General features: G+C 59.8%; 18 protein-coding genes. 12 read left to right on the forward strand and 6 right to left on the reverse strand.

Annotated elements, in window-relative coordinates; translation table 11 throughout:
* Positions 1 to 216 precede the first annotated feature (216 nt).
* A complete protein-coding gene (locus ASE04_RS09345; protein ID WP_056815542.1) occupies positions 217 to 1389 on the forward strand; it encodes a M20 aminoacylase family protein in 1173 nt (390 codons plus the stop codon).
* A gap of 193 nt (positions 1390 to 1582) precedes the next feature.
* Positions 1583 to 1840, forward strand: a complete 258-nt coding sequence (locus tag ASE04_RS09350) for a DUF982 domain-containing protein (RefSeq protein WP_056815544.1) — start codon at positions 1583 to 1585, stop codon at positions 1838 to 1840.
* Between the two features lie 60 nt (positions 1841 to 1900).
* On the opposite strand, the gene ASE04_RS09355 is transcribed toward ASE04_RS09350, so the two are convergent.
* Positions 1901 to 2713: a helix-turn-helix transcriptional regulator gene (locus ASE04_RS09355; RefSeq protein ID WP_056815547.1), complete on the reverse strand. Its 813-nt coding sequence runs from the start codon at positions 2711 to 2713 to the stop codon at positions 1901 to 1903.
* 187 nt (positions 2714 to 2900) lie between these two features.
* Here ASE04_RS09355 and ASE04_RS09360 point away from each other — a divergent pair, with 187 nt between their 5' ends.
* From ASE04_RS09360 to ASE04_RS09380, 5 genes are all read left to right on the forward strand, one after another.
* Complete coding sequence (locus tag ASE04_RS09360; RefSeq protein ID WP_056815550.1) at positions 2901 to 3992, forward strand: ABC transporter ATP-binding protein; 1092 nt, start codon at positions 2901 to 2903, stop codon at positions 3990 to 3992.
* Between the two features lie 22 nt (positions 3993 to 4014).
* Positions 4015 to 5178, forward strand: coding sequence for a polyamine ABC transporter substrate-binding protein (locus tag ASE04_RS09365; RefSeq protein WP_056815553.1), 1164 nt, complete (start codon positions 4015 to 4017; stop codon positions 5176 to 5178).
* 69 nt (positions 5179 to 5247) lie between these two features.
* The gene (locus ASE04_RS09370; protein WP_056815557.1) at positions 5248 to 6114 is read left to right on the forward strand and encodes an ABC transporter permease; all 867 of its coding nucleotides are present in this window, start codon (positions 5248 to 5250) and stop codon (positions 6112 to 6114) included.
* Positions 6114 to 6926 (forward strand): ABC transporter permease, encoded by an 813-nt coding sequence (locus ASE04_RS09375; RefSeq protein WP_056815560.1) that lies wholly within the window; start codon positions 6114 to 6116, stop codon positions 6924 to 6926. The genes ASE04_RS09370 and ASE04_RS09375 overlap by 1 nt, the downstream gene beginning before the upstream one ends.
* Before the next feature lie 15 nt (positions 6927 to 6941).
* Entirely contained in the window at positions 6942 to 7703 is a 762-nt protein-coding gene (locus ASE04_RS09380) for an SDR family NAD(P)-dependent oxidoreductase (protein WP_056815564.1), read from the forward strand.
* Positions 7704 to 7707: 4 nt separating this feature from the next.
* Here ASE04_RS09380 and ASE04_RS09385 read toward each other — a convergent pair whose 3' ends face one another.
* A complete protein-coding gene (locus tag ASE04_RS09385; RefSeq protein ID WP_056815566.1) occupies positions 7708 to 8607 on the reverse strand; it encodes a LysR family transcriptional regulator in 900 nt (299 codons plus the stop codon).
* Positions 8608 to 8726: 119 nt separating this feature from the next.
* Here ASE04_RS09385 and ASE04_RS09390 point away from each other — a divergent pair, with 119 nt between their 5' ends.
* The 4 genes from ASE04_RS09390 to ASE04_RS09405 all read left to right on the forward strand — a co-directional run bounded on the left by ASE04_RS09390 (position 8727) and on the right by ASE04_RS09405 (position 12779).
* Positions 8727 to 9659: a VOC family protein gene (locus ASE04_RS09390; protein ID WP_056815569.1), complete on the forward strand. Its 933-nt coding sequence runs from the start codon at positions 8727 to 8729 to the stop codon at positions 9657 to 9659.
* Between the two features lie 106 nt (positions 9660 to 9765).
* Positions 9766 to 10455, forward strand: a complete 690-nt coding sequence (locus ASE04_RS09395; RefSeq protein WP_056815572.1) for a hydrolase — start codon at positions 9766 to 9768, stop codon at positions 10453 to 10455.
* Between the two features lie 66 nt (positions 10456 to 10521).
* Positions 10522 to 10809 carry a XapX domain-containing protein gene (locus tag ASE04_RS09400; RefSeq protein WP_056815575.1) on the forward strand — a complete coding sequence of 96 codons (288 nt, stop codon included), beginning with the start codon at positions 10522 to 10524 and terminating at the stop codon, positions 10807 to 10809.
* A gap of 92 nt (positions 10810 to 10901) precedes the next feature.
* A complete protein-coding gene (locus ASE04_RS09405) occupies positions 10902 to 12779 on the forward strand; it encodes an amidohydrolase (protein WP_056815578.1) in 1878 nt (625 codons plus the stop codon).
* A 125-nt stretch (positions 12780 to 12904) separates the two neighbouring features.
* Here the strand turns inward: ASE04_RS09405 and ASE04_RS31160 are convergent, their stop codons facing one another.
* Both ASE04_RS31160 and ASE04_RS09410 read right to left on the reverse strand, forming a co-directional pair.
* The gene (locus ASE04_RS31160; RefSeq protein WP_153272921.1) at positions 12905 to 13057 is read right to left on the reverse strand and encodes a hypothetical protein; all 153 of its coding nucleotides are present in this window, start codon (positions 13055 to 13057) and stop codon (positions 12905 to 12907) included.
* 139 nt (positions 13058 to 13196) lie between these two features.
* Positions 13197 to 14201 carry a glycosyltransferase 61 family protein gene (locus tag ASE04_RS09410; RefSeq protein ID WP_162260517.1) on the reverse strand — a complete coding sequence of 335 codons (1005 nt, stop codon included), beginning with the start codon at positions 14199 to 14201 and terminating at the stop codon, positions 13197 to 13199.
* Positions 14202 to 14446: 245 nt separating this feature from the next.
* Between ASE04_RS09410 and ASE04_RS09415 the strand changes: the two genes are divergently transcribed.
* A complete protein-coding gene (locus ASE04_RS09415; RefSeq protein WP_056815585.1) occupies positions 14447 to 15403 on the forward strand; it encodes a DMT family transporter in 957 nt (318 codons plus the stop codon).
* Positions 15404 to 15445: 42 nt separating this feature from the next.
* Here the strand turns inward: ASE04_RS09415 and ASE04_RS09420 are convergent, their stop codons facing one another.
* Together ASE04_RS09420 and ASE04_RS09425 are read right to left on the reverse strand one after the other, a co-directional pair.
* Positions 15446 to 16399 (reverse strand): aldo/keto reductase, encoded by a 954-nt coding sequence (locus ASE04_RS09420; protein WP_056815588.1) that lies wholly within the window; start codon positions 16397 to 16399, stop codon positions 15446 to 15448.
* Between the two features lie 362 nt (positions 16400 to 16761).
* Positions 16762 to 17934 (reverse strand): hypothetical protein, encoded by a 1173-nt coding sequence (locus tag ASE04_RS09425; RefSeq protein WP_156408741.1) that lies wholly within the window; start codon positions 17932 to 17934, stop codon positions 16762 to 16764.
* Between the last annotated feature and the right edge of the window lie 3 nt (positions 17935 to 17937).

Genomic DNA, 17937 nt, shown 5'->3' on the forward strand with positions numbered 1-17937 from the left:
GTCGTCTCACAAAACGACGGTATCGAGCGCATGTTCCGGCGCGGTTACGTCATGGCTAATTTTTCGTAAATATCTCGTGGCGTTAAGCGGGCTTTCTCAAGCCGCTGGCCAGGTTGGCGCCCGAATGACAAAGACATTGCCGGGAGACGACGGTCATCCTATGACCTTTCCCAACCTGCGGGATCCGCCGCTTTCCCTCCGATGACGAGAATGACCATGACCATCCACCAATCTGTCGACAGCGTTGCTGATGAAGCCAAGGAATGGCGGCGCCACATTCATCAGAACCCCGAACTCCTGTTCGATCTGCCCGAGACGGCGGCGTTCGTAGCGCAAAAGCTGCGGGAATTCGGTTGCGACGACGTCGTGACGGGTATTGCGAAATCGGGCGTCGTTGCGGTCATTGAGGGGCAGAAAGGTCCTGGAAAGACGATCGGCCTGCGCTGCGACATGGACGCGTTGCCGATGTCCGAGCAGACGAACCTGCCATATGCCTCCAAGGTGGCAAACAGGATGCACGCCTGCGGTCATGACGGCCATACCGCGATGTTGCTTGCCACGGCAAAATGCCTTGCCGCGACGCGCGATTTTGCCGGGAAGGTGGTGCTGATCTTTCAGCCCGCCGAAGAGGGTGGTGGCGGAGCGCGCGTCATGATCGAGGAAGGCCTTCTGGAGCGATTTGGGATCGACGAAGTCTACGGCATGCACAACGAGCCGGGCCTCGACGTTGGCGCCTTTGCGATCCGCAGCGGCCCGTTCATGGCCGGCGCCGACCGGTTTGTCGTGGCGATCAACGGCAGGGGTGGCCACGCAGCATCCCCGAACCTCACACGCGATCCGGTTCTGGTGAGTGCCCATATGATCACCGCACTGCAGTCGATTGCCTCGCGCTTTACCGATCCTTTTGATCCGGTGGTCGTCTCGGTCACCTTCATGGCCGGCGGCAACGATCAGGCGCTGAATGTCATTCCCGCTTCCGCGAAGATTGGTGGCACGATCCGAACGATGCAGCCGGAGACGCGAGCGGCGGTGGAGCAGCGATTCCGCGATATCGTGGCCATGACTGCGAAGCTTTTCGAGACGGAGGCCGATATCGCCTGGATTCCCGGTTATCCGGTCACCGTAAACGACACCGAGAAAACCAGGGTCGCCGCCGCGGCCGCGGCCAAGGTTGCGGGCGAGGAGCGTGTCGATACCAGCTATGCTGCCTCGATGGGAGCGGAGGATTTTGCCTACCTGTTGGAAAAGCGGCCCGGCGCGATCATCCTGATCGGGAACGGCGACAGTGCCTATCTTCATCACCCGGCCTATGACTTCAACGACAAGGCGATCGCTCATGGTGTCAGATATTGGCTGTCGCTGGTCGAACAGGAGTTGGGCACTCCATAAGTGATACCACGGCCTGAATCGAAATGGCGCGAACAAGATATAACATACCGATATCTTGGAATATTGCCCGTTGCTGCTCACTGTCCTGTGAGCTCTTCATTCCTGATGGCGTAGCTCAGCGGTGGTCAAACATCGTTGTCGGCACGTCCCTTGCAGGGTTTCTAATATATGAACCTTCAAGGGATCTGTTGTAATGAATTGGAACGGCGGCAGCGACTTTGCACCCATGATGCTGGTGATGGGCAGCGGAGATAAATACATCGGCTCGCTCCTCGATGTCGCGGAAACACTTATCGGCGCCTGGCCGTGTGATGACGGCGAGGAGTACATGGAGGCGGTGAAGGTCTGCCTGGAAGCGATCGAGGGAAGCCTTTCGGCGGAAGACGCCCGGTCGGCGCTCATCAGGGCCGCCGGCGAAGCGAGCATTCCCGTTATAGCCGTCGTTCACTAGTCGGGGCGCGCTAGCAAGATCAATGATTTAGCATCGGTGATTGACGTTTCGCTCGCAGGCCTACTGAAAGTGCTTGAGGTAGAGGGAAAGCAACTGCGTCTGCGAGGAGATTCCGAGCTTCCGATAGACGTTACGCCGATGAACCTTCACCGTCCCGGTCGAGATGCTGAGCTTCAGGCCGATCGATTCCGAGGAGTGGCCCTGCAGAACCAGTTCGACGATCGCGGCTTCCCGGCTCGTAAGGTTGAGATCGCGCCAGACTGCGTCTGAAGCCGCCAGGCTTCCGTCCTGCTCCCGCCTCTGACGCCGCTTTCCATGGGTCGCCAGTTGTGCGTCGAAGCGGGACGCCAGCCCCGCCCAGTAGTGGCGGACCATGTTCGCGACGAGTGGCTCGACTTTCCGCAATATCGCGAGCTCCGCGGCGGGAAACGGTCCGGTCCCTTCGCGGCGCATCAGGGAGAGGACGATGGTGATGTCGTCTTCTGCATTGACGAAGAAGCCAATTTCCTCGGCGAGCCCCGTCTGGACGTAGTAGGTGCGATAGTACTCGCTCGAGAAGAAGCGATCCGGCGCCAGTTCACGCATGCGCATGACACCTTCGCGACGTTCTCGCGCCGTATGATAAAACGGATCGAGGAGGTATGGGCCGGCCTGATAGAGGGTAACGAAGACCACGTGCTCCTCGACATCGAAAGTGCTGAAGAGATCGATCGGACGTTCTTTTCCGCGATAGGCGAACACCACGACATAATCGAAGCGCACCAGCGCGGCCATCATCCGGCGGAAGGTTTCGCCGAACTCGGCATCCGACATCGATGCCTGTCCGACCGTTTCATCGAAGGCGCTGAACAATGCTTCAAGGTCGGTGCTCATCGACAATTCCTCTTGCGCCGCGCCGAACGAGGCTCGGTTCTTATACACCTTCCACGAAGCGATATGCGCGAAAATACCTCTCTCGGGGTATATACCTTGGCAGAAGCCGAGGCTTACTCTTTCCTTAACGACGGTGGCATTAAGGCGGCGTAGACTGCCAATCACAAACCAACCGCAGGGAACAGACGTGGCATCCGCTTCGACGAACGATATCGAATTTTGTTCGGTCACAAAGAACTATGGCGCTGTGACCGCTGTGACGGACATCAACCTCAATGTGCCCAAGGGAGCGTTCCTAGCGCTGCTTGGGCCGTCTGGTTGTGGCAAGACGACATGCCTGCGCATGATCGGCGGCTTCGAGCAGCCGAGCGAGGGCAAGGTGCTCATTGACGGGCGCGAGATGAACGGCGTCCCGGCCTATCGGCGCCCTGTCAACATGGTGTTCCAGCACTACGCCCTGTTTCCGCATTTCAACGTCGAGCAGAACGTTGCCTACGGCCTGAAGCAGATGCGTCCGAGGATCGAGGCTGCGGAAATCGATCGTCGCGTCGGCGAGGCGCTGGAGATGGTTCGTCTCGGTGGCTTCGCGAAGCGGCGCATTCACGAGATGTCCGGTGGCCAGCAGCAGCGCGTCGCGCTGGCGCGCGCCATCGTCAACCGTCCTTCCGTGCTACTTCTCGACGAGCCGCTCGCAGCACTCGACAAGAAACTCCGCTCTGCCATGCAGATCGAGTTGCAGACGCTGCAGCGTGAACTTGGCATCACCTTCGTCCTCGTCACGCACGACCAGGAAGAGGCACTGTCCATGGCCGATATCGTCTGCGTGATGAGCGCCGGGCAGATCCGGCAGCTCGGTACGCCGCAGGAAGTCTACGACCGCCCCGCCGATCTTTTCGTCGCCGATTTTGTCGGCAAGACGAACCGCATCCACGCGCGGATGGAAGCTGACGGAACGACGCTTCGGCTGGCTGACGGCTCCGCCGTCGCCTCCAGCAAAGGCCTCGCGCCGGGCGACGCGATCGCCGCCGTTCGGCCCGAGGCTATTCACCTTTCGCGCGACAAGGTTTCCTCCGGAGTTTCCTTCAGAGGCACCGTGACACATCGCATCTTCCTCGGTTCGTCAGCCGAGTACGCCGTGACTGTGCCTGGGCTCGGCGATTTCCTGATAACCGCCGACCGGCGGGGCGCGAATGAGAGCGATCTCGTCGAGCCGGGCGAGGAGGTCTTCATGGGGTTTGACCCCGCAGCGATACATGTTTTTCCAGCATCGAATGCATAAACCAAAAAAAGGGAACAGCATCATGAGCAAGGATTACAAGGACAATCTTCCCATTTCCGCCGAAGGCTTCATGGACGAGTTCATGCGCCTGAAGCGTGGTTCGGTCAGCCGCCGGCATTTCCTCGGCGTCACCGGTCTCGGTCTGGCGACAGCAGTCCTGTCGCGCTTCCCCGGCGCGCTTTCATCGCCCGCCCAGGCGGCGGAAGGTCTTGGCACCCAGATGTCGATTGCCACCTGGCCGAACTATCACGATCCCCAGACCTTCGAGAACTTCAAGGCGGCGACGGGCGTTGCCGTGGCAGTAAACGTCTTCGGTTCGAACGAAGAAATGCTTGCCAAGCTCCAGGCCGGCGCTTCCGGTTGGTCGCTGTTCGTGCCGACCAACTACACCATCTCGACCTACCACAAGCTCGGCCTCATCGAAGAACTCGACGTTTCAAAAATTGCCAACTTCAGCCAGAAGGACGAGAGCCCGCGCTTTACCAAGGAAGGCCAGATCGACGGCAAGACCTACGCTGTTCCGAAGAACTGGGGCACCACAGGGTTTTCGGTCAACACATCAAAGATCAAGACCAAGCTTTCGACCTGGAAGGACTTTTTCGAGATTGCTCAGACAGAAGCCGATGGCCGCGCCATGGTGCACGACTATCAGCTGACCACAATCGGCAGTGCGCTGGTTTCGCTCGGCTACGACTTCAATTCGATCAAGCCGGAAGAGCTTGCCAAGGCGGAAGAATTGCTGGTCAAGGTCAAGCCGCACCTGTTCGCGATCAACTCCGACTATCAGCCTTCCATGCGCTCCACAGATGCATGGCTGACGATGTGCTGGACGAATGACGGTGCTCAGCTTAATCGGGACATGCCTGAGCTTGCCTATGTGCTCGGCATAGATGGCGGCGAGATCTGGACGGACTACTACGCGATCCCGAAGGACGCGCCGAACAAGGCCGCTGGCTACGCGCTTCTGAATTACCTCATGGATCCGCAGAACGCCGTGAAAGAGCACATTGCGAACGGTGCCCCGACTACGGATGGCCGCGTGATCGCGCTTCTGCCGAAGGAGATTACTTCCAACAAGATCGTCTATCCGGACGAAGCTGCGCTGACGCCGCTGGAGTTCGGCGCCGCCGTCACATTGACCGACCCGGGCCGCGCCGAGCTGATGGCTCGCTTCAAGTCGGCTTAAACAAGAGCCACCGGTCCCCGGTTGTCGGGGACCGGACAGCTTCACGCAATCGTCGGACACAAAGACGCAATGCCACTCACTGTTGCCACCAAACGGCGCCTGGTGACCGCCGCCCTTGTCGGGCCGGCGAGCATCTGGTTGTTCGTCTTCCTGGTACTGCCCTTCATCGCCATCATCGTCTTTGCCTTTGGCGAGCGCGCGCCCGAGGGCGGCTATCAGGCAGCGTTCACCTTTGCGCAATTCGCCAATCTGGGCTCCCGATCCGCAGCGTTCGTCAATACCCTCATCCTGGCGCCGATCGGGGCGGCGGCCTGCCTGCTCGTCGCCTATCCGGTGGCCTACTATCTCGCCGTCAAGGCGAGCCCGCGGCATCGGCTGCTGCTTGTGTCGCTGGTCGTCGTACCGTTCTGGACGAGCCTCCTCGTTCGCACATATGCCTGGATGTATCTCCTTGGCGCCCGCGGCATTCCGCATCTGCTCGAATTCGTCGGTATCGAGAACGTCCGTCTGATCAATACGCCCGGCGCCGTTCTTCTCGGGATCGTCTATGGCTATCTTCCGCTAATGATCATGCCGATCTACGTCAGTCTTGAGAAGCTCGATCGTCGCCTTCTCGAGGCCTCGGCCGACCTTGGGGCGAGGCCGGCGTCTACCTTCTTCGGCATCACGCTGCCGCTTTCACTACCCGGCGTAATGACTGGCGTCGCACTCGTCACGATCCTTCTGCTTGGCGAGTATCTAATCCCGCAGTTGCTCGGCGGCGGCAAGGTTTTCTTCATCGGCAACGCGCTGGTGGATCTGTTCCTGCAATCGCGCAATTGGCCTTTCGGTTCGGCGATCGCCGTTACGCTTGTGGCCGTTGTCGTCGTCGTTCTTCTCGTTGCCATGCGCATTGCCTGGCGTGTCGCCGGAACCCGCCAGGTGGATCTCGTCTGATGCGCGCGCTCGTTACGTTCGTCTATCTGTTCCTGTACACGCCTATCGCTCTCGTCGTGTTGTTCTCCTTCAATGCCGGCCGCAACGCCAGCGAGTTCGTCGGCTTTTCGACGCAGTGGTATGGCCGGGCGCTTTCCAACACCTTCCTGATGGAAGCGCTGCGTAACAGCCTGATCATCGCCTTCACCAGCGCTGCTCTCGCCGCGATCTTCGGCACGATGGCGGCGATCGGAATGGAACGCCTCGGATCGCGGGCGCGCGCCGTCTTCGACGGGTTGTTTGCCGCCGCGATCGTCGTGCCTGGTGTGGTCATCGGCATCGCTACCCTGGTGGCGCTGGTCGAGGTCTTCGGCTTCGTCAATCCCGTGATCGCAGCTCTCTGGCCGGGCGATGAACCGCCGCGGCTGGCGCTTGGTTACGGCTCGATCATCGCCGCGCATGGTCTCTTCACGATGGCTTTGGTCACGATGATCGTGAAGGCGCGTATCGCAGGCCTCGGGCGTGACATCGTCGAGGCGTCCAGTGATCTTTATGCGACGCCTCTCACGACCTTCAGGCAGATCGTGCTGCCGCAGATCATGCCGTCGATCCTCGCCGGATTTCTGCTCGCCTTCACCTTCTCCTTCGATGATTTCATCATTGCCTTCTTCGTCGCCGGTTCGAACACGACGCTGCCGATCTATGTGTTCGCGTCGATCCGGCGCGGCGTAACGCCCGAGATCAACGCAATCGCGACGATGGTGCTCCTCGCATCACTCGCCCTCATTCTCATCGCGCGCTTCTTGATGCGTGAAAAGACAACGAAAAACTGACCGGGGAAACATGCCATGATACTCAAGGATCGCGTTGCCATCATCACCGGGGCGGGCTCGGGCATCGGTCGGGCCGGTGCGCTCATCATGGCACGGGAAGGCGCCCATGTGATCGTTGCCGACATCGACGGAGCGAACGCTGGTGAAACTGTGGATGAGGTCACAAAGGCGGGTGGAAGCGCCGAAAGTCTCGTCATCGACGTAACGGACGATCAGGCTCTGCAGGCCGGGATCGAGACGGTCGCGTCGCGCCATGGCCGCATCGACATCCTGCACAATCATGCCGGAGCACAGGTCGCCGGCGATCTGGAGCAGGTGGCAGTTTCCGGTTTCGACAAATCATGGGGCCTGAATGTCAGAGCCCATTTCATGGCCTCGCGCTTCGTGATGCCCTTCATGAAGACGGCCGGCAAGGGTGTCATTCTCAACACCTCCTCGTCATCGGGCGTGCTCTACGACCGCGAGATGATCGCCTACACCACGACCAAGCATGCCGTGATCGCCATGACGCGGCAGATGGCGGGCGACTTCGCCAGGTTTGGCGTCCGCGTGAACGCGCTCTGCCCGGGCTGGGTGGACACCCCATTCAACGAACCCTTTATCGCGCAGATGGGAGGGCGGGAATCCATCGAATCCTACATCAGCAGCAAGGTGCCGCTTGGCCGCTGGGCGAATGTGTCCGAGATCGCCGAACCCATCCTCTTCCTGGTGTCCGACCGGTCGTCTTATATGACCGGGCAGATTCTGGTCGTCGACGGCGGCGAAACGGTCGTCTGATCTTTTAGTCGAGCATGACCATGAAGGATGGTATCTGCTCTTCGAAGAATTTCGAGAACGTGGCGATACGGGGCGGCAATGCCTGGTAGGGGGGATAGTAGAGCGTCAGCCAGAGGTCCGGCGGCGACCACCCCTTGAGAATGTGAACGAGCCGGCCTGTGCGCAGGTGCTCCGCGATATGGAAACCTGGCAGCAGCGCGACCCCGGTACCGTCGGCGGCCATGTCCGCCAGAACCTCGCCATTGTTCGCGCTGAATGCTCGGCCCGCCGATATCGTCATGCTTGAACCGCCGTCCGACAATTGCCAGGTCTCGCGGCGGCTTTCGCCGCTGTAGGCGAGGCAATCGTCCGGTGTCAGCTGGTTGGGATGCTCCATCTCCGCAAAGCGGCTTCCTGGCGCGGCGACAAGGATCCGCGGCACGACCCGGATCTTTCGCCAAATCGTGAATTTGTCTGATGGTGCGGACGAGATGCGGATCGCGAGATCGTAGTCGTCATCGACGATGTTCACGAGGCCATCGGACAGAGAGATCTCGAAACACATCTTAGGGTAAAGCTCACGAAAGCCGGACAGGATCGGTGGCAGGACCGTCTTGCCGAGCCATGTCGGCGCGCTGATCCGCAATCGGCCCTGGTCTGCCTTGTGGGCGTTCTTGACGTCACGCCTCGCGCTTTCGAGCGCTTCCACAGCGGGCTGGATCTGGGCCGCGAAGACGGCGCCATCCGTCGTTAGTGAGACCTGCCGGGTCGTTCGCACGAACAGCTGAACACCGAGGTCCTCTTCCAGCGCGGCAATCGCGCGCGTGACACCTGCTGGCGTCATGTCCAGTTCGCGAGCAACCTGCGCGAAGTTTCGCTTTTCAGCGGCGAGGAGAAAGGTTTTGAGGGCTTTATAGTCGTTCATTTCATTATTTCAAAAATCGCAATTCATTCGCAATTAATATTGCAATTCCGGAGATCAATCAACCGGGCTACACCTGTCTTCATCGAAACGGACACCGGCAAGACAGAAAGGTTCGGGCCATGATCAAGGACATCAAGGGACTGCATCACGTTACATCGATGGCATCGGATGCGCGCCAGAACAACAGCTTCTTCACCGACACCCTGGGACTGCGCCGCGTCAAGAAGACCGTCAACTTCGACGAACCGAGCGTCTACCATCTGTACTACGGCGACGAGAAGGGCACCCCCGGCACCGTCATGACGTATTTCCCCTTTCAGCACATGATGCAGGGCCGCCCCGGCGTCGGCGAAGTGGGTGAGACGCAGTTCGCTGTTCCGAAGGGGGCCGTCGGGTTCTGGAGGGAACGTCTTCTTTCTCAGGGTGTGAAAGCCATCGACACGGACACTGCCTTTGGTGCAAACCGCATTCGCTTCAACGGCCCTGACGGCGACGGGTTTGCGTTGGTCGAGGTCGACGGCGACAGCCGCATGCCATGGACAAGCCAAGGCATTGGTGACGATGTCGCGATCCGGGGATTTGCCGGCGCTCGCTTCCATCTCCACGATACGGCGGCGACCGAGGAATTGCTTGGCTTCATGGGCTACCAGCGTGCCGATGCCGACAAGGGCGTCACGCGCTTCGTGATCCCCGAAGGCAACGGCGCCGATACGATCGATCTTGTCGCTCTTCCTAAGACGCCATTTGCACGCCAGGGAGCGGGCTCGGTCCATCATATCGCGTTCGCGGTAGACAACCGCGCCAAGCAGCTCGAGGTGCGCAAGGCACTCATGGATACCGGCTACCAGGTTACGCCTGTCATCGATCGAGATTACTTCTGGGCAATCTACTTCCGCACGCCCGGTGGTATTCTGTTCGAGGTTGCGACCAACGAGCCGGGCTTCGACCGCGATGAGGATACGGCGCATCTTGGGGAAGCATTGAAGCTGCCGGGACGCTACGAGGCTTTCCGCGAAGAGATCGAAGCGAACCTGGAGCCGCTCGCCGCCTAAGCGTTGCTCGGCGGCGATAACGAGCAAATCACTTTCTGATCGTTCAAGATTTCAAACCTATTTTGCCGCATGTGCGGCTGCCAACCGACCCAAAGGGAGACACGATATGTCCAACAAACTCCAAGTTCTCACCCCGCAGAACAGCCAGCTGATCTTCATCGACCAGCAGCCGCAGATGGCTTTCGGCGTTCAGTCGATTGACCGCCAGACCCTGAAGAACAACGTGGTTGGCCTCGCCAAGGCCGGCAAGATCTTCGACATTCCGACCACTATTACCACGGTTGAAACCTCATCCTTCTCCGGCAACACATTCCCGGAACTGCTTTCCGTGTTCCCGGAGAACGACATCCTGGAACGCACCTCGATGAATTCGTGGGATGACCAGAATGTTCGCGACGCCTTGGCCCGAAATGCGGCAAACGGGCGGAAGAAGGTCGTTGTCTCCGGTCTCTGGACCGAAGTCTGCAACACGACGTTCGCGCTGTCCTGCCTGAACGACACCGACTACGAAATCTACATGGTGGCCGACGCCTCCGGTGGCACCTCGCTCGATGCCCACAAATACGCAATGGACCGCATGGTTCAGGCCGGCGTCATCCCTGTGACCTGGCAGCAGGTCCTCCTGGAGTGGCAGCGTGACTGGGCGCGCAAGGAGACTTACGACGCCGTGACCTCGCTGGTGAAGGAACATTCCGGAGCCTACGGCATGGGTATCGACTACGCCGTGACCCACGTCCACGGCGGCGCAGAGCGCGTCAGCCATGGAAAGCGGATCGGCCCGAATCCCGCCAAGTAAGCTTTCACTGCCGCTTCGACATCACCCGCTGGTGTCGGAGCGGCTTCGACAACTGAGGTTCATCCCATGAAACTTTATCTTCTGTCCCTCGGCGCCGGTCTCTTGGTCGGCATTGTCTACAGCTTGCTGAACGTGAGATCGCCCGCTCCGCCTGTCGTGGCCCTGGTCGGTCTCCTTGGCATCCTCGTCGGCGAGCAACTCATCCCCTTTGCCAAGACGATTTGGAGCAAGGAGCCCGCGGCTGTTTCGTGGATCAACCAGATCAAGCCGCACATGTTCGGGCATTTGCCGAAGGGTAGCGGAAGCAAGGATCTGGCGGCTGCGCCGAGTGCCGCTGCCAAGTCGGATAGCTGAGACAATCAGGAGGGAACAGGGCCGACCGGTCCGGTTTCCTCCCGCACTGACTTAATCGAACTCATTGTCGAACAGGGAGCCTGGAGTTGACCATGCACGCCGACCTCATCCTTCACCATGGACTAGTCACCACCCTTGACCGCAGCAATCCAACGGCGAGCGCCGTTGCCATCAAGGACGGCAAATTCCTCGCCGTCGGCCATGACAAGGAAATCATGGAGCTTGCCGGGCCAGATACGAAGATCGTGGACCTCAAAGGCAAGCGCGTCTTGCCCGGGCTGATCGACAACCACACGCACGTCGTTCGCGGCGGCCTGAACTTCAATATGGAGCTGCGCTGGGATGGCGTTCGCTCGCTCGCCGATGCAATGGACATGCTGAAGCGGCAGGTGGCGAATACTCCGCCGCCGCAATGGGTGCGCGTTGTCGGCGGCTTTACCGAACACCAGTTCGCGGAAAAACGGCTCCCGACAATCGACGAGATCAATGCGGTTGCGCCTGATACGCCAGTCTTCCTGCTGCATCTTTATGACCGCGCCCTGTTAAACGCGGCCGCGCTCCGGGCCGTCGGCTATACCCGCGACACCCCCAATCCTCCCGGTGGCGAGATCACCCGCGATGCAAACGGCAATCCGACAGGCCTGCTTCTCGCAAAGCCGAATGCGGGGGTCCTCTATTCGACACTCGCCAAGGGACCGAAATTGCCGTTCGACTATCAGGTCAATTCGACCCGGCACTTCATGCGTGAACTGAACCGCCTTGGCGTCACAGGCGTCATTGATGCCGGCGGTGGCTTCCAGAACTACCCGGATGATTATGCTGTCATCCAGACACTTTCCGATGAAAACCAGCTCACGGTTCGCCTCGCTTACAACCTCTTTACCCAGAAGCCGAAGGCGGAAAAGGAAGACTTCCTCAACTGGACGTCCTCGGTGAAATACAAACAGGGAACGGACTATTTCCGTCACAACGGCGCCGGCGAAATGCTGGTCTTTTCCGCCGCCGACTTCGAAGATTTCCGGCAACCGCGGCCGGATATGGCACCTGAGATGGAAGGTGAGCTCGAGGGCGTCGTGCGCGTTCTCGCCGAGAACCGCTGGCCCTGGCGTCTGCATGCGACCTATGACGAGACGATCTCCCGTGCACTGGATGTCTTCGAAAAGGTCAACCAGGATGTGCCGCTTGAGGGGCTGAACTGGTTCTTCGATCACGCGGAGACGATCTCGGATCGGTCGATCGATCGCATCGCAGCGCTTGGCGGTGGTATCGCCGTTCAGCACCGGATGGCCTACCAGGGCGAATACTTTGTCGAGCGCTATGGCCATGGCGCGGCGGAGGCGACGCCCCCAATTGCGCGAATGCTCGAGAAAGGCGTGAAGGTTTCAGCCGGGACCGACGCCACGCGCGTCGCATCCTATAACCCTTGGGTCTCGCTCGCATGGATGGTCACCGGCAAGACGGTCGGAGGCATGCAGCTCTATCCGCGCGCCAACTGCCTCGACCGCGAAACGGCACTGCGGATGTGGACGGAAAAGGTTACCTGGTTCTCCAACGAGGAGGGGAAGAAGGGACGGATCGAAAAAGGCCAGTTCGCCGACCTGATCGTGCCGGACAAGGACTTTTTCTCCTGCGCCGAAGACGAGATTTCTTTCCTGACCTCGGAACTCACGATGGTGGGCGGCAAAATCGTCTACGCAGCCAGCGGTTTCCAGGCGCTGGATGAAAACGATGTGCCCCCGGCAATGCCGGACTGGTCGCCCGTCCGGAAATTCGGTGGCTACGCAGGCTGGGGTGAACCGGATGGCGCCGGCCAACGGTCTCTAAGGCGAACAGCTATTGCCACGTGTGGCTGCGCCAATGATTGCGGTGTCCACGGCCACGACCACGCCGGCTCCTGGACCTCGAAGCTGCCGATAGCGGACCTGAAGGGTTTCTTCGGTGCACTGGGCTGCTCCTGCTGGGCAGTCTGAGTTCGAGAGTTCCTGTAAACCTATTGCGGGCAGCGATCGTTGCTGCCCGCTTTTGTTTTCAGATGGCTCTGGGGTCAGTGCTTTCGCCGGCGTGATCGCCGCATGCCTTTTGCTTGGTATTTCGGTCAGCCGTGCCGCTTGAAGAACTGCACCTCGCGTTCGTGCTTTTCAGCCTGTTCACGTGTTTTGAACGTGCCAAGGTTGCGGCGCTTGTGGGTATTCGGGTCGACCTTGCGAGAGTAGAGGCGATATTCACCGGATTTCAATTTGCGGATCATTTGGTTCCTCCTGCGTTTCCAGAGAAATGCGTCCGGCGCGCAGCGGTTCCGCAGTCGGGGCTCGAAGCGAAGGAAGAGGGAATGTCTCCGGCGAAGAGGTAGGCTAGTTCCACATCTTTCGAATGCTCGACTGATGCAACTAACTGCGCCCCGACAGCATATCCGCAGTCTTCACCACGTCATCGGCACAAATGCTGAAGGAGGTTTTACCTCCTTCGCCGACGACAAAGCCGTAAGTCATATCAAGGGCGTCAGCATAGTCCTTCCATAAATTGTTAAAGCGGTATGGCGGCTGAAGAGTGAGTATCGCTCCCTTATTCGCTATAGTGAGGATCCCATGGGCAAGATTGCTGCCTTCCACTGAGCAGACCAACGAGGCCCCCGATATTCGCTCGACGATTTCCGCAACGGTCATTGTTGCCGGGTCCACGACATCAAATCCTTCTTTGATGAGCCGCTCCGTCAATTCGGCTTCGTTTTCCAGCAGACGCCGCTCGCCCGTCGCCTTTCGGCTGATAAAGACGCGACGCCCGTCCTGGGCGGCCCTACGGGACATGGCGCGGTCGCGCAGGGCGGCAATGCGGGAACGCCTGTTCGCGGTCATTCCGTAGTCCTGAAAGACCCAGGCCTTACGAATGAGCGCCGCATCCAGGACGGGGAAGTCAACGCCAAGCAGCGCGTAATAGGCTTTCGAATGAGGCCAATCGTCGGAAAAGCTTCCTCGCGCGAGATACGTCGGCGCGACTGTTTCCGCAAGCATCGCGGTGGCGGCAACGTCGATCACCTGATGGGCGAAATACTTGTCTCCGAGGGGCATCGATGGCAAAGCGCATTCATCGATGTGTACGGCGCGTTTCCAGATCGCCCTCGACTCGGGCCTGATTACCTGTCGGTGGCGCATGCCTCTCGCGTAAAGATCCCCATCAACGTAATGAGCATGCTCGACCAGGTAGGCAAGTGTGGCGGCATGATGGACCGACCCGGCCGAAATGCGCGCCATTTCGTATTCCCGAGTAGTTTCGAATTGCACATCGCGGACACGTTCCAACTGGCCCGGGAGATAGATCGCCGCTTGTCGGCTGCCCCGTTCAGCCGGTGACACGACAAGGGTCCGGCTCGCTATCTCGTCCAGGCCCGGCGCCAAGCGCATCTTCCTTCGCAGCATGTATAGGTAATTTCGGTAATGCAGCACTCGTGTCCCCGCCTTGCAACCGTTAATGCAACCCACGTGATGCTACTTAATGTCGATACCAGCCGCGAGACATCCGTTTGGTGCATGCTCCCTCGGTCGCGGGAAGCGGTCGGGAGCTGCATCTGCTTTGCTAATGCTTGACGAGGGCCGTGTGAGCCCATGGGCGGCGTCGGGAAACTGTGGCATAACATGTGGCCATGGCTATGCATCTGCTGGCAGTCCATCGCGACGGGGTCAGAGCGGAACAGACGACGAGCAACTCGCTTTCGATCGCCTATTCCGTCGGCGTCCTGTGCTGGCTGCTGTCGGCAGGCGTCTATATCGCCGCCAAATGGGTATCGCCGGAAATGCCGCCCTGGGCGCTCTGCTTTTGGCGCGTCCTGATAGCCTGGGCGATCCTGATGCCGATGGTCCGCAGGCACTTTGGCGACATGGTCGCGCTTCTGAAAAAGCGCGCGCTGGAAATCATCGTTGTTGGCGGCATCGGACTTGCGATCTGTCAGGGAATGATTTTCGTCGGGCTTGAGCATGCCGACGCCACGACCGCCGGGATCATCATCGCGCTGATTCCGATCATTACGATGATCCTCGCCCGCTTCGTTCTGGCCGAGCCGATGGGACGCTGGCAGGTCGTCGGGTCCGTCCTCGCGTTCCTCGGGATTCTTGTCATTATCGTGAAGGGCAACCCCGCCGCCCTCATGCGATTGGAATTCAACCCCGGAGAGCTTTGGATCATCGCTGGAGCCTTCTGCTTCAGCCTCTACACCGTCCTTCTCCGCCGCGCGAAGTTCGATATCGATCGCCTCGCTCTCCTGGTTTTGCTTCTCGGCGCAGCGGTTCTGACAGCGCTGCCCCTATACCTGATCGAGATTGCATCCGACGACCGCACGACGCTGACCGGCAGCGGCTTTGTGGCGCTTGCCTATGTGGCAATTCCGGGCGGAGCGCTGATGTATTATCTCTTCAATCGGAGCATCGAGACCTTGGGGGCGAGCCGGGCTGGCGTCCTCCTCTACATTCAGACGATCTTTATCGCGATACTCGCCTACCTCATTCTCGGTGAACAGCTACAGTTCTACCACCTTGAGGGGGCGGCGCTCATTGTCGCCGGTCTGCTGCTCATCATCCTCCTCAAGTCGAAGGCCAGCACGTAGGTAAAGACTGCCTGACGTGTGCAGCCGCCGTCGCGCGACCTCTCAGTTGAAGGCGAGAGAGGTAAACCGGCCCCAGACGGTTTCAGGTATGACTTGCGCGAGACCCGAGGCGGCGCTGCGGATTCTTTCGTGTCGCGTTGTTCCGAGCAGTGCCGATGCAACAAGCGTGTTTCTTAAGGGGAACTGGACCGCGGCCGTATCGATGCTGATATTCGCGTCATCGGCAATCTGGCGGGCGGCTTGAGCGCGGGCGGCGACGTCCTCGCTGATCGTTCCCGAAACCGTCTCGCGCCCGACAAGCGCGCCACTGTTGAAGAGGCTGCCGACGATCATCGGCGTGCCTGACCGTTCGCACATTCCAATCACGCGTGTTCCTGCTGTGCGATCGAGAAGGGTGTATCGACCGTTCAAGAGAAGGCAATCGAGCTTCACCCGATGCATGACGTCGATGCAGGCGCCGACGTCATTTACCCCCAAGCCGAAGGCGGCGATCTCTCCCGAGGAGCGTAGCCGCTCGAGCGCCTTGACGCCGGTATCGAGAAACGCCGGAAGGTGGCGGCGATAATTTGAGAAACCGAGCGTCGATGGCTCGAGGTCGTCGACGAAGAGCATGTCGATCTTGGCAAGCCCAAGACGGCTGCGGCTAAACTCGACGGATCGCATGATGCCGTCGTAGCTGTAGTCGAGGTCGATCTCGAAGGGCATGCGCGGAGGCGAGATCGACAAGGACGGCCGCAGGAGCTTCCCGACCTTCGTCGATATCACGTACTCGCCGGGCGGCTTATCCCTCAGGAAATCGCCAAGAACGCGTTCCGCAGCGCCGGCGCCGTAAGCGGGAGCGACGTCGAAGTAGCGTACCCCCGCCTCCCAGGCGGCGGACAATGTTTCCAGCGCTTCCTCTCGAGTGATCGGTCGATAGGCACCGCCGAGGCCGGCGCAACCATAGCCAAGTTCAGAGAGTGCGAGAGAGGTCCCCGCCAGTGGACGATGCTTCAAAGCCTATTGCCTTATCCCAGGCGCGCCGCCGGCCGGCGCCCCTCAATCAACTGAGCCGCGCCCACGAACATGATGTCATGAACCACCCAAACACCGAGTTTTCTTCACTGAATCCAAATTCTTGGTCCGCGATCCAAACTACCGCGCCAAGAGTGTAAAAAAAAGCCTGGTTGAGATGGGTTTGTCTAAGGGGATGCGTACGGAGTCGCGATAGGGCTGCTCAAAGCCAAAGGAAAGCCGCGGCGCCATTTCCAACATTCCAAAACGTGCGTCAAGGATTGAGCACATCGTCTTCGCACGCAACGGCCAGAACATGCGGGAAGCCAGCCCGCTTCCCGCGCCCTGGGAGGGTCCTTGGATGCTCAGATCAGCAGAAGCTTCTTCAGTACAGAAAACACCTCCTTGTACGGCAGTTTAGATGCGCCAGCGATTGCGAATGGGATCAGTGCTGCGGCGGCGACGGGCAGTAGGGTTTTGCGGTTGACGAGCATCGACGATAGCTTCCGCGTCTGCTCGTACTGTTTCGTGAGATCAACCGGATCGATCGATTGCTCGGCTTCTTTCGCATCCGGTGCGACGACATTCTCGCCTATTGCCTTTCGTTCGGCGCCGCGCTGCTGGATCGTTGCCCGTGCCGACAGCGTCAGCAGCGTTCGATCCTTCATCTGCGTAAGCGGCTTCGAAAAAGCGGACAGGGGATAGGCAAAGAAGGCGAGGACGATCAGCAGCCACGCGGCCATAATGGTGGTGAGCGTCGCCGCTGATAGATCGGCCTGCATCTGATGTTTGGCGACCGCGGCGGCCATGCCGCAACTGACACCGAAAACGAAGAGAACGTAGGCGTTCGGATAGTCTCCCACGAAGGCAAGCCCGCCTTTGCCATCGGGATGGGTCGACACCAGCCTCAAGTCGAGATGCGCGATGCTCCGTAGCAGCTTAGCCCATACCAGATGCCGCCACACGCCCCGACAAAAAAGGAAGATGAACAGCGGAATGCTGATGAAGACGCACCACCAGCCCGCAAGGGTGAGATGATGAACGTCTCCCGTGACGGTGGCTGCCCAGTTCGTCAATGGAGCTTGCTTGAAGGTCGCGAAGGCGAGAACTGCGGAGAAAACAGCAAGCGCTAGGCATACGACCTCCGCAGGGATCGAGTTGCGGCGTGCCAACGCCTTGTCCAGTGCGGAGATCGCCGATTCTTGCGACGCAGGCGGAATCAACGGCGCGCGGAGAAATTGGCCGAGCTTGCGCCGCAAACCCGCCTCGACGGACTGTTCCGCTGCCAGAAACGCCGCGATGCCGACGAGGAAACGTGCCCACGGACCAGGATCCGTGAGGTAGGCCCGTAGCGTTGGCGTCTCCGAGGCCAATGTCGGCAGTGTAAGTAGAAGTGGAACGGCCCATGCGGCCGCGACAAAAAGGAGGATACGGCGGCCCGTGTGAAGGCTTCGTTCGTGAACCAGATTGAGCCGTCGCTGTAGTTCGAAGAACGGACCGCCGTGCGACGCAAGAAATTCCAGCCGATCCTCTTGCATGCC

The organism is Rhizobium sp. Root708 (assembly GCF_001429725.1).
Taxonomy (GTDB): Bacteria; Pseudomonadota; Alphaproteobacteria; order Rhizobiales; family Rhizobiaceae; genus Rhizobium.

Bases quoted from the DNA above. Each gene is read 5' to 3' on its own strand.
- ASE04_RS09345 (WP_056815542.1), top strand. From the start codon at position 217: ATGACCATCCACCAATCTGTCGACAGCGTTGCTGATGAAGCCAAGGAA.
- ASE04_RS09350 (WP_056815544.1), top strand. From the start codon at position 1,583: ATGAATTGGAACGGCGGCAGCGACTTTGCACCCATGATGCTGGTGATG.
- ASE04_RS09355 (WP_056815547.1), bottom strand. From the start codon at position 2,713: ATGAGCACCGACCTTGAAGCATTGTTCAGCGCCTTCGATGAAACGGTC.
- ASE04_RS09365 (WP_056815553.1), top strand. From the start codon at position 4,015: ATGAGCAAGGATTACAAGGACAATCTTCCCATTTCCGCCGAAGGCTTC.
- ASE04_RS09370 (WP_056815557.1), top strand. From the start codon at position 5,248: ATGCCACTCACTGTTGCCACCAAACGGCGCCTGGTGACCGCCGCCCTT.
- ASE04_RS09375 (WP_056815560.1), top strand. From the start codon at position 6,114: ATGCGCGCGCTCGTTACGTTCGTCTATCTGTTCCTGTACACGCCTATC.
- ASE04_RS09380 (WP_056815564.1), top strand. From the start codon at position 6,942: ATGATACTCAAGGATCGCGTTGCCATCATCACCGGGGCGGGCTCGGGC.
- ASE04_RS09385 (WP_056815566.1), bottom strand. From the start codon at position 8,607: ATGAACGACTATAAAGCCCTCAAAACCTTTCTCCTCGCCGCTGAAAAG.
- ASE04_RS09390 (WP_056815569.1), top strand. From the start codon at position 8,727: ATGATCAAGGACATCAAGGGACTGCATCACGTTACATCGATGGCATCG.
- ASE04_RS09395 (WP_056815572.1), top strand. From the start codon at position 9,766: ATGTCCAACAAACTCCAAGTTCTCACCCCGCAGAACAGCCAGCTGATC.
- ASE04_RS09400 (WP_056815575.1), top strand. From the start codon at position 10,522: ATGAAACTTTATCTTCTGTCCCTCGGCGCCGGTCTCTTGGTCGGCATT.
- ASE04_RS09405 (WP_056815578.1), top strand. From the start codon at position 10,902: ATGCACGCCGACCTCATCCTTCACCATGGACTAGTCACCACCCTTGAC.
- ASE04_RS31160 (WP_153272921.1), bottom strand. From the start codon at position 13,057: ATGATCCGCAAATTGAAATCCGGTGAATATCGCCTCTACTCTCGCAAG.
- ASE04_RS09415 (WP_056815585.1), top strand. From the start codon at position 14,447: ATGGCTATGCATCTGCTGGCAGTCCATCGCGACGGGGTCAGAGCGGAA.
- ASE04_RS09425 (WP_156408741.1), bottom strand. From the start codon at position 17,934: ATGCAAGAGGATCGGCTGGAATTTCTTGCGTCGCACGGCGGTCCGTTC.